21 protein-coding genes are annotated in these 16,045 nt (G+C 63.0%); 4 read left to right on the top strand and 17 right to left on the bottom strand.

All coding sequences use genetic code 11. The features are described 5' to 3' along the window. Positions 1–8 precede the first annotated feature (8 nt). On the bottom strand, positions 9–1,424 hold the full coding sequence (locus tag D9V28_RS08990) for an alpha/beta hydrolase family protein (protein ID WP_121659370.1): 1,416 nt from the start codon (positions 1,422–1,424) through the stop codon (positions 9–11). Positions 1,425–1,427: 3 nt separating this feature from the next. Continuing rightward, complete coding sequence (locus tag D9V28_RS08985; protein ID WP_121659369.1) at positions 1,428–1,814, bottom strand: hypothetical protein; 387 nt, start codon at positions 1,812–1,814, stop codon at positions 1,428–1,430. 183 nt (positions 1,815–1,997) lie between these two features. Here D9V28_RS08985 and D9V28_RS08980 point away from each other — a divergent pair, with 183 nt between their 5' ends. From D9V28_RS08980 to D9V28_RS08970, 3 genes are all read left to right on the top strand, one after another. Beyond that, positions 1,998–2,525, top strand: coding sequence for a low molecular weight protein-tyrosine-phosphatase (locus D9V28_RS08980; protein WP_183086479.1), 528 nt, complete (start codon positions 1,998–2,000; stop codon positions 2,523–2,525). After that, entirely contained in the window at positions 2,522–3,904 is a 1,383-nt protein-coding gene (purB, locus tag D9V28_RS08975) for an adenylosuccinate lyase (protein ID WP_121659368.1), read from the top strand. The genes D9V28_RS08980 and purB overlap by 4 nt, the downstream gene beginning before the upstream one ends. Before the next feature lie 134 nt (positions 3,905–4,038). Beyond that, a complete protein-coding gene (locus D9V28_RS08970; protein WP_121659367.1) occupies positions 4,039–4,221 on the top strand; it encodes a DUF1918 domain-containing protein in 183 nt (60 codons plus the stop codon). Between the two features lie 21 nt (positions 4,222–4,242). On the opposite strand, the gene D9V28_RS08965 is transcribed toward D9V28_RS08970, so the two are convergent. Beyond that, positions 4,243–4,497, bottom strand: coding sequence for a hypothetical protein (locus D9V28_RS08965; RefSeq protein WP_121659366.1), 255 nt, complete (start codon positions 4,495–4,497; stop codon positions 4,243–4,245). After that, complete coding sequence (locus D9V28_RS08960; RefSeq protein WP_121659365.1) at positions 4,494–5,168, bottom strand: DUF308 domain-containing protein; 675 nt, start codon at positions 5,166–5,168, stop codon at positions 4,494–4,496. The genes D9V28_RS08965 and D9V28_RS08960 overlap by 4 nt, the downstream gene beginning before the upstream one ends. Before the next feature lie 256 nt (positions 5,169–5,424). On the opposite strand from D9V28_RS08960, the gene D9V28_RS08955 reads away from it, so the two are divergent. Beyond that, complete coding sequence (locus D9V28_RS08955) at positions 5,425–5,907, top strand: GrpB family protein (protein ID WP_121659364.1); 483 nt, start codon at positions 5,425–5,427, stop codon at positions 5,905–5,907. Between the two features lie 179 nt (positions 5,908–6,086). Here D9V28_RS08955 and D9V28_RS08950 read toward each other — a convergent pair whose 3' ends face one another. The 13 genes from D9V28_RS08950 to D9V28_RS08890 all read right to left on the bottom strand — a co-directional run bounded on the left by D9V28_RS08950 (position 6,087) and on the right by D9V28_RS08890 (position 15,984). Then, entirely contained in the window at positions 6,087–6,347 is a 261-nt protein-coding gene (locus D9V28_RS08950; RefSeq protein WP_121659363.1) for a Txe/YoeB family addiction module toxin, read from the bottom strand. Then, positions 6,344–6,595: a type II toxin-antitoxin system Phd/YefM family antitoxin gene (locus D9V28_RS08945; protein ID WP_121659362.1), complete on the bottom strand. Its 252-nt coding sequence runs from the start codon at positions 6,593–6,595 to the stop codon at positions 6,344–6,346. Before D9V28_RS08945 ends, D9V28_RS08950 begins: the two co-directional genes overlap by 4 nt. 135 nt (positions 6,596–6,730) lie before the next feature. Next, complete coding sequence (gene dnaB, locus D9V28_RS08940) at positions 6,731–8,098, bottom strand: replicative DNA helicase (RefSeq protein ID WP_371870004.1); 1,368 nt, start codon at positions 8,096–8,098, stop codon at positions 6,731–6,733. 534 nt (positions 8,099–8,632) lie between these two features. Next, positions 8,633–9,085, bottom strand: a complete 453-nt coding sequence (rplI, locus tag D9V28_RS08935; RefSeq protein ID WP_121659360.1) for a 50S ribosomal protein L9 — start codon at positions 9,083–9,085, stop codon at positions 8,633–8,635. A gap of 11 nt (positions 9,086–9,096) precedes the next feature. Then, a complete protein-coding gene (rpsR, locus tag D9V28_RS08930) occupies positions 9,097–9,360 on the bottom strand; it encodes a 30S ribosomal protein S18 (protein ID WP_108392326.1) in 264 nt (87 codons plus the stop codon). A gap of 58 nt (positions 9,361–9,418) precedes the next feature. Further along, entirely contained in the window at positions 9,419–9,958 is a 540-nt protein-coding gene (locus tag D9V28_RS08925) for a single-stranded DNA-binding protein (protein ID WP_121659359.1), read from the bottom strand. 5 nt (positions 9,959–9,963) lie between these two features. Continuing rightward, entirely contained in the window at positions 9,964–10,374 is a 411-nt protein-coding gene (gene rpsF, locus D9V28_RS08920) for a 30S ribosomal protein S6 (protein ID WP_121659358.1), read from the bottom strand. 176 nt (positions 10,375–10,550) lie between these two features. Further along, positions 10,551–11,870, bottom strand: coding sequence for an ABC transporter substrate-binding protein (locus tag D9V28_RS08915; RefSeq protein ID WP_121659357.1), 1,320 nt, complete (start codon positions 11,868–11,870; stop codon positions 10,551–10,553). Between the two features lie 14 nt (positions 11,871–11,884). Continuing rightward, a complete protein-coding gene (locus tag D9V28_RS08910; RefSeq protein ID WP_121659356.1) occupies positions 11,885–12,718 on the bottom strand; it encodes a carbohydrate ABC transporter permease in 834 nt (277 codons plus the stop codon). Continuing rightward, positions 12,705–13,643 (bottom strand): carbohydrate ABC transporter permease, encoded by a 939-nt coding sequence (locus D9V28_RS08905; protein WP_121659355.1) that lies wholly within the window; start codon positions 13,641–13,643, stop codon positions 12,705–12,707. Before D9V28_RS08905 ends, D9V28_RS08910 begins: the two co-directional genes overlap by 14 nt. Positions 13,644–13,705: 62 nt before the next feature. Further along, the gene (locus D9V28_RS08900; RefSeq protein WP_147440955.1) at positions 13,706–13,990 is read right to left on the bottom strand and encodes a hypothetical protein; all 285 of its coding nucleotides are present in this window, start codon (positions 13,988–13,990) and stop codon (positions 13,706–13,708) included. A gap of 56 nt (positions 13,991–14,046) precedes the next feature. Further along, positions 14,047–14,376, bottom strand: a complete 330-nt coding sequence (locus tag D9V28_RS08895) for a hypothetical protein (RefSeq protein ID WP_121659353.1) — start codon at positions 14,374–14,376, stop codon at positions 14,047–14,049. 159 nt (positions 14,377–14,535) lie between these two features. Continuing rightward, positions 14,536–15,984, bottom strand: coding sequence for a CCA tRNA nucleotidyltransferase (locus tag D9V28_RS08890; RefSeq protein WP_121659352.1), 1,449 nt, complete (start codon positions 15,982–15,984; stop codon positions 14,536–14,538). Positions 15,985–16,045: the final 61 nt, after the last annotated feature.

Genomic DNA, 16,045 nt, shown 5'->3' with positions numbered 1-16,045 from the left:
TTCGCTGCTCAGCCCGGCCGCACTCGCTCGGCGCGGAAGGCCTGCGCAACTCCGGCGCCTGGGCCGATTCCGGCGAGCGCGTCAGTCAGTGGGAACAGGCGCGGGTCGGTTGACTCGTCGATGAGGGCCGCCGTCCGTTCGTACTCGCTCATGTAGTGCGCCGAGCCGAACTCGCCCGGCGGCGGGAGCTCGTCGAACACCGACCGCGACACGACGATCCGGTCACGCCCTTCGACTCCGTCGACGGGTGCTCCACCCAACGCCGGCACGATGTCTTCGGCGTGCTCAACCGCGACCTGTGTGACCGAGTCGGCAACCGGCACCTGGCCGCTTGGAGCACCGAACGTGACCAGCGACTGGGTGTCGAATACTCCGGATGCCGCAACGCGCGCGGCAACGAGGCCTCCTTGCGAGTGGCCGAACAGGTGCACACGATCACCTGGCTTCACTCCAGCTTGCTCCATGGCGTCGAGCGTCGCCGTGTACGAACCGGAGTCACTGTTTGCCAGCCCGGCGAGGTTGCTTGCCATGTCGAACGGCTCATCACTCTCCGCGCCGAAATCGGTTGTGCCAGCCACATACACGGCGTACGAGCGTTTGCCGGCACTGTCCGGATACGTCTCAACGGTGACCTGCGGTTTCCCAACGCCGCTCGACGGAATCCGGGCCGCTGCTTCAGCGAGCGATGCGGGCGGGCGCACCGGTCGCTCGGAGCCCGCCCGGTTCGTGTGCACCGGCGTCGGCGTGAACGCGTGTTTGCCGCCGAGAATGATCGCGGCAGCTGCAACGGTCTCGAGCCCAACCAGCCCTGTGCCCTCATCACCGAGGAACCGGGCGACCGGCAGGCCGGTGCCTGCGGCTCCCATCAGGATGTCGTCAGCGGCCGAGACCACTCCTCGCACGGCACGCACGAACGCCGGGTTGGCCATTAGCTCCGTGTTTCCGGCGAGCTGGCCGCCGATTCCAGCGCCCAGAACCGCGACGGCTCGCCGAAGCGGAGGTTGCTTCATCATCAGGGCGGTCAACGCCAGGGCTGGCAGCATCGGGAGCGCGCCGATCACCAGGTTGCGCAGGTACGCGCCGAGCAGGAACCCGGCAAACGCCTGCATCGCACCGACCCTCTCCCGTGAGCGAGCCTCGCCGTCCGCATAGGCCTCAGCAGCCTGGCGGACGACACCGCTCAGCCGATCGGCGCTGTCTGCTGTCTCAAGCAGCGAGCGGCCGGCCCGCGAGAGGGCGGGCTCCGCGAACCCGTATGGCGCAGCGTCCGCTGACCATTCCGTCAGGCACCTGGCCATCGACGCCGAATGCGCCCAGTCTCGAGCGTCACGCGCGAGTGAACCGAGATGGGCCGAGAACCCGAAGAGCTCCTCGGTCGAGACGCTCGTGAGACCGCCGGTCGAAACGGTGAGCGAGTCTGACATTGGTCAGCGCGTTCGGGCGAAGGTGGGTATCGACGGTGCCCCCTGGCGGGTTGATGCCGGGTAGCCCTGGTAGGCGTCTGCCACCGACCGCGCCACATCGTCGTTCGGAAACCCGGCGAGTACGGCCGCCTTGGCGCGAGCGCACTGGTCGAGTGCGTCGTCGAGGTGCACGGTGACCGCCACCAGCCGATCGCCGAGTTCCTCCACCCTGCGTTCGAACTCCGCCCTGCTGAACGACCGCCACGACAGCTCGGCGGCGGAGTTCATCGTGTGTTGTTTCATCGGCTCGATCGAGGCGGCGAGCGCCAGGATGTGTCGCCGCTGCTCACTCAGCACGTCGAGCGCTCGCAGTCGCGCAGCCTGATCCAGAATTTCTATCTCGCTGTCCACGGTTTCCGCCCTCTCGGTTCACTCGACCCCAGTGAAAAAAGGGGCCGGCGAAGCTCACTGTGCCTGACCAGAAGCATCCGTTTTGTCGTTGTTCGTCAGGCGGGGACAGAAGATTGCGCTCCGGCAAGTGTGAAGGAGCAAAAGGGTCTCCCGCCCGAGCGGTTTGCGGTACAGAATAGGGGGATGATTTCCGACTCGGACCCGACCGAGGTGCAGCCGTTTCGAGTGTGCTTCGTGTGCGCTGGAAACATCTGCCGCTCTCCGATGGCGGAGATCGTCTTCCAGCACCTGGTTCATCAGGCCGGACTGAGTCGGTACGTTGAAACGATGTCGGCTGGCACAGGCGACTGGCACGTCGGCGAGCAGGCCGATGCACGCACCATCTCAGCGTTGCGGAAGTACGGTTACGACGGGGCACGCCATCGGGCAAAGCAGTTCAACCCGGACTGGTTCGACCAGCTCGACCTCGTCGTCGCCCTCGATCGCACGCACGAACGGGTTTTACGCGCGTGGGCGCCGACCGAGACCGACCGCGACAAGGTGGCGTTGCTGCTCAGTTTTGATCGGCAACAGAGCGTTTTGACCGACGTTCCCGACCCGTACTACGCGGGTGATGAAATGTTTGATCGGGTATTGGGCATGATTGAGGGGGCGATCCGCCAACTTTTTCGCCAGCTCGAACCCGCAATCCGACAGGGAGCCACCCGATGACCGCACTACCCGTCCAGCCTCTCAGCCCACTCGATGGTCGATACCAGGCGGCGGTGAGTGACCTCGGCGAGTACCTGTCTGAGGCCGGACTGAACCGTGCTCGGGTGCAGGTCGAAGTGGAGTGGCTCATCTACCTCACCGGTGCGAGCATGTTCGGGTCGACCCCGCTCAGCGAGGAAGAGATCCACTCCCTCCGCTCGCTGTACGTCGACTTCGGCCAGCAGGACATTGACTGGCTCGCCGAGAAGGAAGCGGTCACCCGCCACGACGTGAAGGCCGTCGAGTACCTCGTACGCGACAGGCTGAGCACCCTCGGCCTCGACCACATCGCCGAGCTCACCCACTTCGCCTGCACGAGTGAGGACATCAACAATTTGTCCTACGCGCTGACGGTGCAGAACGCTGCCCAGGCCGTCTGGCTGCCGAAGCTCCGTTCAGTTATCGACAAACTGCAGGCCCTCGCCCAGGCCCACCGCGCTGACGCCATGCTCGCACGCACGCACGGCCAGCCGGCCACGCCGACCACCATGGGTCACGAACTCGCCGTGTTCGTCTACCGGCTCGAGCGCATTGCCCGCCAGGTCGATGCCACCGAGTACCTCGGCAAGTTCTCCGGAGCGACAGGCAACTTCGCGGCTCACACCGTCGCAGACCCGTCGGCGAACTGGCCGTCGATCTCGCGGGCGTTCGTCGAGTCGCTCGGCCTGGTCTGGAACCCGCTCACAACGCAGATCGAGTCACACGACTGGCAGGCCGAGCTGTACAACCGCGTCTCACACGCCAACCGCGTGCTGCACAACCTCGCGACCGACATCTGGACCTACATCTCGATGGGCTACTTCCGCCAGATCCCGCAGGCAGGGGCAACGGGGTCGTCGACGATGCCGCACAAGATCAACCCGATCCGCTTCGAGAACGCCGAGGCCAACCTCGAACTGTCGAGCGCCGTGCTCGACTCCCTCGCGGCGACCCTCGTGACGTCGCGACTGCAGCGTGACCTGACCGACTCGACCACCCAGCGCAACATCGGTGTCGGTTTCGGCCACTCACTGCTGGCGCTCGACAACCTGTTCCGCGGACTCGGTGAGATCGACCTCGACCGCGACGCGCTCGCTGCCGACCTCGACACCAACTGGGAGATCCTCGGCGAAGCCATCCAGACGGTCATCCGCGCAGAGGTCGTCGCCGGCCGCTCAACGATTACCGACCCGTACGCGCTGCTCAAGGACCTCACCCGCGGCAAGCGCATCGGCAGGGACGACCTCGTCGAGTTCGTCTCCAGGCTCGACATCGGAGCAGACGCGAAGGACCGCCTGCTCGCCCTCACGCCGCACAGCTACGTCGGGCTGGCAGACGAACTGGTCGACCGCCTCTCGTAGGGTCGATTCCGACAAAATTTAATAAACGGATGCCACGCGGCTCGCGAGCCGCGTGGCATCCGTTTTTCTGTCTCGAACGTTTCCTGCCCTTCCCCGTCAAACCGAGCGCGCGTACTCTGAAACCGGAGGCGATCATGGAAACAACGGCAGGTCAACGCATAGTTATCCGCGGTTCGTCGGTCGGTGCACCCGAACGGCACGGGGAAATTCTTGAGGTCCGCGGCAATGAGGGTGGTCCGCCGTACTTTGTGCGGTTCGACGACGGTCATGAGAGCCTGGTCTACCCGGGTCCTGACTGCGTGCTCGAACACGCCTGAGCGGCGCGTTCGCGATCGGGGTTAGTGCCCGGCGTCCTGGTCGTGGATGTCTTTTCTCTCGAGGTCATCCGGCTTGACGGTGAGCGCGAACATCGCGATGAAGACGAGCGTGACGATGAACGCGATGCCGAAGGCGATGAGTGCGAACGTAATGTCGCGGGTCACCATGAGAGTGACGAGCCCGGTAAAGAGACCGGCGACAGCGGCGAAGATCAGCAGCTCGACCGGCTTGAGGATCTCGCGACGGCTCGGCTTACCTGGCTGTGGTGCGCTCATGATTGTGACTCCGTAGTGCCTGTTGGTGACGCTGTCGGGCGTGCGTCCGTGCCCCATTTGAGCGAGAACCCGCCGATGATGAGCAGCACCGCGACGATCGCGGCGTACGCGCCGAAGATCCCGACGGTGACGATTGATGCTGTCAGGCTGCGGACGACGCCGTCCGGCCCTTCGAACTGCTGGTTGAGTCCGGGTGGTACCAGGAGGTACGCGACGGCGAGAAGCACCGTCGCACCACCGATGGTCATCCAGTCCCTGGCGTACGGGGAACGGCCGCGCACGCGGAAACCGCTGTAGAGCTCGAGCACGCCGGTGAGCAGTGCCCAGACGATCACGGTGAGAAACAGGGCGGGAACTGCCGCTGAACCAGCGCCGGCGAACGCGAGCGCCGCAATCCCGGCGAGGATGCTGACCACTCCGCTGATGAGGAAGTTGAGCCGGGCACCGCGGTCATCCTTCAGCGTTCGCGGAACGAGGACCAGGGCGAGAAGACCTGACAGCAGCGCGAACCCGCCGAACACGGTGAGCCCGAGGGGGGCCGAGTGGTCGACACTGAAGGTGATCACGACAGCTGCGATTGCCGCTGGAACCGCGCGAAGCACCTGAAACAGCCAGAACCGTGACGTGGAGTCGACGGCGCCACTCGGAGCAGCAACGGCGGAACTGGCCAAGGAGGACGCCTCTTTCGTTGTCGTGATGGGGTTCGTGTGGGACCTTCCCAGTCTACGCGCCGTAGAAGAGGGCTCGGCTCGGGTTCCGTTCCCCGCGAACGGCCGTCGAGCGTCAAACCCAAACGGACGGGTGGAACGCCGCCCATTACGATGAAGTCGTGCAGCGCGTCGAAGCCAGAAACACCGCGATTCCCGGAGGTCACCTCACCGCGGAAGTGGCCTGCGCTGCACTGGCCGACGCTTCAGTCGTGCGCCCATGAGCGCGTCGCCGACACCCGGCTGGCAGCTCACCACCGGAGAGTCTGTTGCGAACGCCCTGTCAGTTCTGCAGAACCATCGCCTGGCTCTGACTCGCGCCGGGGTACCCGGGGAGCTCACTCTCACTGGCGGGAGCAGTATCGCGGGGCTCCTCACCAAGGGCGACATCGACCTGCACCTGCGAGTGGCGCCCGACGATTTCGCTGTCGCCATCACCCAGCTTCCCCTCCTGTATCGCGCGGCGCTACGAGAGATTTGGACGCCGACCTTCGCGGTGTTCGAGCAGGCCTCCGAACCGCCCGTTGGCGTCGCCGTAACCGTGGTCGGTACCGAGCACGATGTGAGGTTCGTCGAGTCGTGGAAACGGATGCGCACCGACGAGGCGGCGCGGCACCGGTACAACGCACTCAAAGCCGACGGCGGTGACATGGAAGAAGGCAAGTCTCGATTCTTCGACGCGCTCGTCGACGGTACGGCTTGACGGTTCAGGCAGATGGCGGTCGCACGGGAAATCGGTGCCGCAGGATTCCTACCCCAACGGGCCCGCGATGATCGACCAGCCCACATGCTGGAAAGTGTGAATGACCGCGATTAGTCGTTGTGGGCCCCGAGTCTGAGCGGGTGTCGAACAATATGTCGAGATCGTGAGTAGCAAGCTATTTAGTAGTGATCGCGCGCCTGGAGGATCACAATGTTCTCGTCGGTCACGTAGTAGACGAGCCTGTTGACGTCGTCGATCCGGCGCGACCATGCGCCAGCGAGGACGTGCTTCAGCGGTTCGGGCTTTCCGATTCCGTCAAATGGATCCCGGAGCACATCTGCGATCAGTTGGTTGATTCGCTTCAGCGTCTTGCGATCCTGCGTTTGCCAATAGACGTAGTCTTCCCACCCATGCGGGTCAAACGCCAGCGATCGCCTCACGCGTCAAGAAGGTCGTGCTGCTCGAACTCGCCACGCCGGGCTCGCTCAATCGCTTCAACCAACCGTTCTGCGTTCGCCGGGTTGCGCAACAGGTGCGCGGTCTCCGTCATCGCGTCGAAATCCTCTTTCGACATGATCACCGCGTTGCCGTGCTTGGACACCACCTCGACCGGGGTGTGGTCCTCGTTCACCCGCTGGATGATCCCGAAGAGACCCTTACGCGCGTCGGTCGCGGTGATCGCAGACATGAGGCCTCCTCTAACTGGTACAGAATAGCGTACCAGTGCCACCACGAAACGTAGATGGGGAAGTTAGGCGTAGAACCTGAGTAGGCTGCGACAACTCGAGTGGGCTAGCAACACTCGCGGCCCGGTCACACCTGCTTAGGCCGGTGCGAGGTCGGCGAACCGCGAGAAGTGCCCGTGGAAAGCGACGGTCACCGTGCGGGTCGGACCGTTACGGTGCTTCGCGACGATGAGATCTGCTTCTCCAGCGCGCGGGTTGTCTTTCTCGTATGCGCTTTCGCGGTGCAGGAGGATGACCATGTCAGCGTCCTGCTCAAGCGATCCGGATTCACGAAGGTCGGAGATCGCCGGCATCTTGTCTGCACGCTGCTCTGGACCACGGTTGAGCTGCGAGAGCGCGATAACCGGCACCTGGAGTTCCTTAGCGAGCAGCTTGAGCGCACGGGAGAATTCCGAGACTTCCTGCTGACGGCTCTCGACGCGCTTACCCGACGTCATCAGCTGCAGATAGTCAATGACTACGAGCTTGAGACCGACACGCTGTTTGAGCCGACGGCACTTCGCGCGGATCTCGACGAGCGTCATGTTGGGGCTGTCATCGATGTAGAGCGGAGCGTCGTTGATGCGCCCTCGAACAGCGGCGAGCTTGTTCCAGTCGCGCTGGTCGACGTTGCCCTTGCGCATGCTCTGCAGCGGAACCGATGCCTCGGCCGAGAGCAAACGCATAGCGATTTCGCTTCGCCCCATTTCGAGCGAGAAGAAGATCGACGGCTGGTTGTTGCCGATCGATGCCGCTCGGGCGAAGTCGAGCGCGAGCGTGGACTTTCCGAGCGCCGGTCGCGCCGCGACGATGATGAGCTGCCCACCGTGAAAACCGTTGGTGAGCTCGTCCATCTCGGCGAAGCCGGTCGGTGTACCCGACATTCCACCGTCGGAGCCGTTGTTTGCTTCGATCTCCTCAAACGCCGTTCCGACCGCCTCGTTGAGGGGGACGTAGTCTTCGGCCTGCGTGGAACCGGTGACACCGTAAATCTCGGCCTGGGCGGTGTTGACCAGGTCGAGCACTTCGCCCTCACCGGCGTAACCCATCTGCACGATGCGGGTGCCGGCCTCGACGAGGCGACGCAGCAATGCACGTTCGGCGACGATCGAGGCGTAGAAGCCAGCATTGGCCGCAGTCGGAACGAGGCTGGTCAGCGTGTGGAGGTAGTCAGCGCCACCGGCGCGGGACAGCTCACCGGTCTTGATGAGCTCATCAGTGACCGCAATGACGTCGGTGGGCTCACCATGTGAATACAGCGACAGCAGTGCGTCGAAGATGATCTCGTGCTTGGGGATGTAGAAGTCGGCGCCTCGCACCGATTCGACGACGTCAGCGACGGCGTCTTTCGAGAGGAGCATTCCACCGAGGGTGGATTGCTCGGCGAGCATGTCGTGGGGTGGAGTGCGCTCTGCGCGCTGCTCAGAGCGTTCGCCGGACGGCAGGTGGTCGTTGAGATGAGTGATCGACACTCGTTCCTCCTCTGGCTTTGCAGCCCGTCCGGCGGGGACAGCTCATGGATTTCATGACCATTTTCAGCAGATCATCAACCACCGACACGGTGGGATGGACTGCCTTGCGCGCCCCAGTAAAAACGTGCGCTGCTACACACTAGGAGCGCCGCCCTCCCGGCACAAATGCCCCTGTGGATAACTCTGTGAGTAAAGTGGGCGAAACGCCGGGGACCATGTGCACAAGGTGTGGATAGGTTTGTGGAGAACAAGAAACTTTGGCAATAGAAATACGCGCTGACCAGGGTTTCCTTGATTCCACAGGTGTGCACTTCAACCTGTTTAGAGTTTCTCTTGAATGTTAGACATCCGCCATTTACCTGTGCACAAACAACTTGACTTAAAGACCTAAGGGGGTAACAGAATTCGCCGAGCGGCGGAAAAAATCCTTATCTTTGGGCCAACGAGAAGCGGCCCATTCCCCGAAAGGAATGGGCCGCTGACTGTTCGATGGCCCGAGCCGAAGCTCATGCCGCAAACGCGAGACTGCTACTTGGCAGCAACCACCTGAAGGGTGATTACGGCGCTGAGGTCTTCGCGCAGGCGAACCGTTGCTTCGTGAGTACCGACAGACTTGATCGGAGACGGGATCTCGATCTTGCGCTTGTCGATCTGGCCGAGGCCAGCTGCGGCGACTGCGTCAGCGACGTTAGCCGTCTTGACGGAGCCGAACAGGCGACCTTCGGCGCCAGCCTTGACGGCGAGCTTGACCTTGGTGCCTTCGAGCGCTGCCTTGAGCGCCTGAGCGTCTTCGAGGGTAGCAAGTTCGCGCGCTGCGCGAGCGGCCTTGATCTGCTCGACCTGCTTCTCAGCACCGCGGCTCCACGCAATGCCGAAGCCCTGCGGGATCAGGTAGTTACGTGCGTAACCGTTCTTGACCTCGATGATGTCACCAGGAGTGCCGAGACCGGTCACTTCGTGCGTGAGGATGAGTTTTGACATGTGGGAGTTCCTTACCTGCCGGAACCGGCGTAGGGAAGAAGCGCCATCTCGCGTGCGTTCTTGACTGCACGGGCGATGAGACGCTGCTCCTGGACGGAAACACCGGTGATGCGACGGGCGCGGATCTTTCCACGCTCGGAGATGAACTTGCGAAGGGTTGGGACATCCTTGTAGTCGATGACCCCAACGCGGATTGCCTTCGCGGGAGCGAGCGGCTTGCCGCCCTTGCCACCGCGGGCAGGCTTGCGGCTTGCGCCGCTAGACTTTCCAGCCATTTGGTTTCCTTAGTGTGAATGTGTCCGCTCGGAGCCGAGGCCCCGGCGGACGAAGTGTTTAGAAGGGGGTGTCGTCGCCGTAGGATCCGGGCGTGTTCCAGCTGTCGCCGGAGTTGCCCGCATTGCCTGCGTTCGAGTTGCCGCCACCGAATGCCTGAGGGGCAACCGGTGCGCTGGCAGCCCACGGCTCGTCCTGAACTGCGGCGGGGCCGCGGCCTCCACCGCCGCCCGAGGACTGTGCGCGGGTGACCTGAGCTGTTGCGTACCGAAGCGAAGGGCCGATTTCATCAACCTCGAGTTCCATCGAGGTGCGCTTTTCGCCTTCCTTCGTTTCGTACGAACGCTGCTTCAGACGCCCGGTAGCGATGACACGGCTACCCTTGGTGAGCGATCCGGCGACGTGCTCGGCGAATTCACGCCAAACGCTCGCGCGCAGGAACAGTGCTTCGCCGTCTTTCCACTCGTTTGCCGCACGATCGAAATTGCGCGGAGTGGATGCGATGGTGAAGTTGGCAACCGCCAACCCGTTCTGCGTGTAACGCAGTTCCGGGTCAGACGTGAGGTTGCCCACCACGGTGATTACGGTCTCGCCAGCCATGAGGACTAAGCGCCTTCGACCGTTGCCGGCTCGGCGGGCTTAGCGTCAACCTTGGCCTTGGTGGCAGCAGCCTTGCGGGCAGCCTTCTCCTCGGCGCGCTTGCCTTCAGACTCAACAAGAGCGATCGCTTCTTCGGCACGGAGCACCTTGGTGCGCATGACGGCCTCGGAGAGCTTCAGCTGACGGTCGAGCTCGACCGTTGCTTCGCTCGTCGCGGTGAAGTCGACGACGGCGTAGATGCCTTCGGTCTTCTTGTTGATTTCGTAAGCCAGGCGACGACGGCCCCAGATGTCAACCTTGTCGATGGTTCCACCATCGTTGCGGATGACATTAAGGAACTTGTCGAGACTGGGAGCAACTGTGCGCTCGTCAATCTCGGGGTCGAGGATAACCATGAGTTCATACTGATGCGTCACTAACCCACCTCCTTCGGACTCGAACGGCTGCAGACGATCTGCAGCAGGAGGGTTCTAGCATCGTTGCACCGGACGAGAACAGAGTGTTCGCATACGGGCAACCTGAGTAGCTTATCGGACAGGCCGCGTTTTACCTATTGCGGTGTGGCATCCGCTCGCTCGATATCGTCGGAAATTCAGCCGCTGATGGCCGCGTTCGCCGCGTCCTCGGCCTGCTTCAGCCCGACCTTCGGGTCGAGGGTGCCCTTGAAGATCTCCTGGAAGATCGGGTCGAACGCCTCGAATCCCTTGCCGTAGTTCGCGCCGGTGGGTGCGGGAATCGGCGGAGCTCCTTCGACCACGTCGAAGAACGGGTCAACGGAGACACCCTTGCCTTCCCAGTAGTCGAAGTAATCGGCCTGGGCGCTCTCGACGGCCGGAACAGCGGCTCCGGTCTTGCCGAGGTAGCTGTTGCCTTCCTCCGAACCGAGCCAGGTCAGTACTTCGGCGATGGCGTCTTGCTTGTCGGATGCCGCGTTGCCGGCGACAACAACACCGTTTGTGACGGTCACACGCCCGGCTGGCCCCTTCGGCATCGGTGCGACGCCCCAGTCGAACTGTGCACCGTCAGCGACATTTTTGAGGTTGTACAGCCCGGACTGGAACATCGCCATTTTGCCCTGCAGGAAGGCGTCGCGGCTGAAGTCACTGTTCGTGTTCGTATCGGCGGCGGACGGCGCAACCTTGGCCGTGTTGATGGCGCTGACGAGGTACTGGAACGCTTCAACCGTCTTCGGATCGGAGAAGGCGAACGAGTCACCTATCTGATAGACCCCACCGTTCGAGCCGATGAAGGGCAGCGTGATGGCCTGCGTGTCGTACGCGATGTTGGTGCCGTACTGGGCGGCCGTGCCGTTGAAGGCCGGGTCAGTTGCCGGCACACCCGCGCTGTCGCGGGTCAGGCTCTTCGCGACCGGGAGGTAGGTGTCGGCAGCGGGGTCGGGCGACCAGCTCAGGTCTGCCAGGGCTTCAGGGGTGACACCGGCGGCCTCGATCAGGTCTTTGTTGTAGTACACGGCAACGCCAGCGTCGTAGAGCTGCGGAACGCCCCAGAGTGTGTCGTCGCGAGTGAACTGGTCGACGACACTGTCCTGCCAGCCCTCGCGTGCGTCCTTGCCGAGCGCGGAGTCGATGTTCACCAGGTTGCCTGAGTCGGCATATGCGCCGAAGTACGAGTTATTGACCCAGAACAGGTCGTCCATGGTCTTGCCTGCAACGTCGGTGCGGAGCTTGGTCCAGTAGTCCCCCCAGCCGACGATGTTGACCTTCACATCGATGTCCGGGTTCTCTTTTTCGAACGCCGCGAAGGACTCCTCGTATGCGGATGCGACTGTGCTGTCCCAGAGCCGGAACGACACGGTGGTCTTCTCGTCTTCGGCGTCACCGGCTGCGCAGCCGGTCAGTGCGAGGGCGGATGCGGCGATAACAGCCGCAAAGGAGAGGAAACGCTGAGCCATGTCGGGTCTTTCTCTTACTTGAATCCGGAGATCGTGATGGAGCGGACGACCTGCTTCTGGAACGCCAGGAACAGAACAACGAGGGGAACCAGGGCGAGAGTCGTCGCAGCCATCACGAGGGTCCAGTTGCCGTTGTACTGAGATTGGAGGGTAGCAGTTGCGACTGTAATGACGCGCCAGTCCGGCCCCGTCGTGATGACGAGCGGCCAGAGGAAGCTGTTCCACTGGCTGACAATCGTGATGAGCGACAGCGTCGCGAGGATGGGTTTCGACAGCGGCACGATGATGCTCACCAGGGTGCGCCAGTGCCCGGCACCGTCGATGCGGGCGGCGTCGACCAGGTCTTGGGGGATACCGCGAAAATACTCCCGCAGCAGGAAGATCGCGTACGGGCTCCCGAACATGAACGGGAGAACGAGGCCCCAGAACGTGTTGCGAAGCCCCAGTTCGACCATCATCAGGTACAGCGGAATCACCAGCACGATGTTCGGCACCATCAGCCCGGCCAGGTAGACCCAGAACAACACCCGACGACCGGCGAAGTCGATGCGCGCGAAGGCATACGCCGCGAGCACAGAGAAGCCGAGCTGGAAAATTACGATGACGGATGTCATGGCGAGCGTCACGAGGATGGCTGACCCGAACTGCCCCGGGCCGGTGAGCAGCGTCGTGAAGTTCTCCAGGCTGAACGGCCGGGGCAGCGCGAGCGAGTCCTCACTGGCGAACTGAGCGGGCGATTTCAAACCGGTCATCACGCTGAGCAAAAACGGCCCGAGGGTGAGAATGGCGGCAGCGAGAAGGATCACGTATACGCCGAGCGTGGACAGGATGCGCTTAGGAGAGGTCATAGGTAGTCCTCTTGCCGAAGTAAAGCTGCTGACCAATTGTGAGAACGACGAGCAGCACAAGCAGAACAACCGCCATCACCGCGGCGCGGCCCAGGTCGAAGGTGGCGAATGCTTCGCTGTAAATGCGGGAGGCGACGACGTCTGTTCTGCCGTAGGTACCGGCATCCGTCACCACGAAAGGCCCGCCACCGGTGAGTGCGTAGATCTGATCGAACAGCTGGAAGACACTGATGATGCTCGTGACGAGAACGAAGAACGTCGTCGGGCGAAGCAACGGCAGTTTGATCCGGAAGAAGGTCGCGATCGGGCCGGCGCCATCGATGCTGGCGGCGTCGAGGATGTGCTGTGGGATGTTGAGCAGTCCGGCCATGAAGAACAGCGTGATGTAGCCGACGTTCGACCAGACCACGACAGCCGCGACGGACGGCAGCGCGAGCGCCGGGTCGGCCAGCCACTCGATGCGGGACCCGATCAGGTCGTTGAGCAGCCCGTCGCTCGGCGCGAGGATCCAGCGCCAAACGATGCCGAGCGCCAGTGGTGCGCAGACCCACGGCAGGATGTAGATCGTGCGAAAGAACAGCGAGCCCGGCAGCCCGCGCGTGAGCAGTGATGCGGCGATCATGCCGAGTGCGGTTTGCACCGGGATGACGATCACCACGAAAAAGAGCGTGACCGCAAGCGAGTTGTAGAACGTGGGGTCGCTGAGTACGTCCGCGTAGTTGGCGCCACCCACTGGGGTGATCGGTGAGAGCAGGTCCCAGCTCTGAAAACTCAGCCAGAGCACCACGAGAATCGGCAGCACCAAAAACGCGGCAAGGCCAAAGAGGCTTGGCGCAAGCATTGAGTAAGCGGCCGCATTGTTCCTACGGCGCGATGCGCGGTGCCGTCGAGGCAGCGCCGCACCGAGCGACACTGTTTCGGGCATCCGTCCATCGTAACGCTGAGGCGCGTCGGCCCCGACCCGCGCGGGATACGGATGCTTCGGCGTCAGTCCTCGGGGATCGACGAATTGTTGCCTGGTGTGGCGTGGGACACATCTTCTTCAGCCTCATGCGCCACCGACGAGATCGGGTTGCCCACGGTCGTGCGATCGACGTCGTCTGCTGTTTCGTCCGCGCCGGAAAGCGGGTTGCCCGGTGTGGCGTGCAACTCTTCTTCCTCGACACGGTGCTCAGCATCGTCGATGGGTTCGCCGGTCGTCGTGTAGTCAGCGCCCTGGTCGTCAGTGACCTTGGCCGCACCGTTCTCGCCTGGGGTGTGTGAGTTAGTCATGCTGGAGAGCGTACGCGGGAGCGGCACCCGGCAACAGGGGTTGCGCCGAAAGCGACTCAGCTCGACCGGAGAACCTCGATCGGCACCGTATCGAGGAGCGCCTTGATACTGCCGTCGAGCGTGAGTTTCTGCGACACTTCGACCGCTCGATCGAGGTCAGGGCCGGTGAGGGCGACGTACACCGGCTCAACGTGGTGCACAAAACCGATCGGCCTCCCGTTGAGCACCACTTTCTCGACATCTCTCCCGACGCGGTCGAGATGCACTTCGACATCTCTCTCCACCTTGTCGTTCTCCAGCGAGATGTGCACCTGCCACGTCGGTGCTGACTTTCTCTTCCTCAGGGAGCCGTGTGTTGCATCGACTCGCTCGGCGGTGATTCGCATGAGATTCTCCTGCCATTCGTACGCTTCATTGGGTACGTTGTCGCCCTCACGCGGAGGCGAGGCTTCTCCCCGTAAGCCGTGACAGCGGACCACGAGCTTACAACCATGAGGGATCGTCACGGAAGAGATGCGGCGCGTGCGAATCCTCGTCTGAGCGGATCAGGCCGGGCTGTTGCGTTCGGTCCACCATGCGAGCAGTCGACGTTCGGCTTCGTCCGAGCCGAGCGGACCCTCATCCAGCCGCAGTTCGAGCAGCCATTTGTAGGCTTCGCCAACCTCTCGCCCCGGTGGAATCCCGAGCACACGCTGGATGGCATTGCCATCGAGGTCGGGGCGCACCGCTTCCATCTCCTCCTGCTCGCGCAGTTCGGCGATTCGAGCCTCGAGGTCGTCGTAGGCGAAGCCGAGCCGGTCGGCCTTGCGGCGGTTGCGGGTCGTGACGTCTGCACGAGTGAGAATGTGCAACCGCTCAAGGAGGTGACCGGCGTCACGCACATACCGACGAACAGCCGAGTCGGTCCAGGCACCCTCCGTGTAACCGAAGAACCGGAGGTGCAACTCGATCAGTCGCGCCACGTCCTTCACGGTGTCGTTGTCGTAACGCAGCGCGGTCAGCCGTTTCTTCGCGAGCTTCGAGCCGACCATGTCGTGGTGGTAGAAACTCACAGCCCCACCGGGTTCGAGCCGGCGCGTCGCTGGCTTCCCGATGTCGTGAAGGATCGCGGCGAGACGCAGGGTGAGGTCGGGGGCGCCGTTGAAGTCTCGGGTTTTTTCGTAGTCGATTGCCTGTTCAAGCACGGTCAACGAGTGCTGGTAGACGTCTTTGTGGTGGTGGTGCTCGTCGATCTCCAGGCGCAGGGCGGGGATCTCAGGAATCACTATCGAGGCGAGGCCGCTCTCAACGAGCAGTTCGATCCCGGCCCGCGGCGCATCGGTGAGCAGCAGCTTGGAGAGTTCAACCTGCACACGTTCGGCTGACACGATACGGATGCTGTCCGCCATGTCGGTCATTGCTTCCGCTGTGGCTGCGTCGGTGACAAACCCCAGCTGTGACGTGAAACGCGCGGCCCTCAGCATGCGCAGGGGGTCATCGCCGAAGCTCACCTGGGGTGTGCTCGGGGTACGGATCGTACGGCTGAGCAGGTCCTCGACCCCGCCGTACGGATCAACGAGGGTGATGTCGGGCACCCGAAGAGCCATCGCGTTCACCGTGAAGTCCCGGCGACGAAGATCATCCTCGAGATTGTCCCCGAAAGCGACGACGGGTTTGCGTGTGACGCCGTCGTAGGCGTCGGCCCGGTAGGTGGTGATCTCTACGGTTTCGGTCAACCCGCCTGCGGTAACCCGGGCTCCAATGGTGCCGAATTCGCGGCCGATATCCCATTGTGCGTCTGAGACCGGTTTGACCACTGCGAGGATCTGGTCAGGCGATGCGTTCGTGGTGAAATCGAGGTCGGTGACCTCCCGCCCCAGCATCGCATCACGAACCGGACCGCCAACGAGAGCCAACTCGAACCCGGCGGCAGCGAACGCCCGCGACACCGTCGAGACCACAGGCGAGGCGGCCAATGCCGACAGGCGTTCCAACGATTCAGCCATGCTCACCATGGGTTACATCGTAACGGGGAGCGCACACCGCCCGCGCTGACTGAGGGACGAGCGAAGGGTG

This window comes from Mycetocola zhadangensis (assembly GCF_003668565.1).
Classification (GTDB): Bacteria; Actinomycetota; Actinomycetes; order Actinomycetales; family Microbacteriaceae; genus Mycetocola_A; species Mycetocola_A zhadangensis.
The sequence above is the reverse complement of the archived record's forward strand: the minus strand, read 5'-3'. Positions and strand labels throughout refer to the sequence as shown.